Origin of the sequence: Corallococcus sp. 4LFB, from assembly GCF_046520365.1 — a bacterium.
GTDB classification, from domain to species: domain Bacteria; phylum Myxococcota; class Myxococcia; order Myxococcales; family Myxococcaceae; genus Corallococcus; species Corallococcus caeni.
The window spans coordinates 1-618 of record NZ_JBKGHJ010001208.1 but is presented as its reverse complement, the minus strand read 5'-3'; the positions used below and the strand labels follow the sequence as shown (position 1 = coordinate 618).

Sequence of the window (618 nt, the reverse complement as noted above, 5' to 3'; positions counted from 1 at the left end):
TGACGATGCACCACATCGTCTCCGACGGCTGGTCCATGGGCGTGCTCGTGCGCGAGCTCGTCGCCTTCTACGAGGCGTTCCGCGAGGGGCGGTCGCCGGACGTGGCCCCGCTGCCTGTCCAGTACGCGGACTACGCTGCCTGGCAGCGCTCGTGGTTGCAGGGGGAGGTGCTGGAGGCGCAGCTGGGGTACTGGAAGCAGCAGCTCACGGGAGCGCCTGCCCTCCTGGAGCTGCCCACGGACAAGCCGCGTCCCGCCGTGCAGTCCCAGCGCGGCGCGTCCCTGCCCGTGCACCTGCCGCTGTCCGATGCACTCACGGACTTCTGCCAGCGTGAAGGCGTCACGCCCTTCATGGCCCTGCTGGCGGCCTTCCAGGTGCTGCTGTCACGCTACTCCGGCCAGGAGGACGTCTCCGTCGGTACGCCCATCGCAGGCCGTACTCGCGGAGAGACGGAAGGCCTCATCGGCCTGTTCATCAACACCCTCGTGCTTCGCTCCCACGTCGCGCCGGAGGCTTCGTTCCGGCAGCTGCTGGCCCGGGTGCGCGACACCACCCTGGCCGCTTACGAGCACCAGCACCTGCCCTTCGAGAAGCTCGTCGAGGAGCTGCAACCGCAGC

Annotated in this window: 1 protein-coding gene; it reads left to right on the top strand. The window is 69.4% G+C overall.

From position 1 onward, the window contains the following. Nucleotides 1-618, top strand: a 618-nt coding sequence (locus ACLEQD_RS44960) for a condensation domain-containing protein (RefSeq protein ID WP_410392001.1), incomplete at both ends; no start/stop codon positions are given.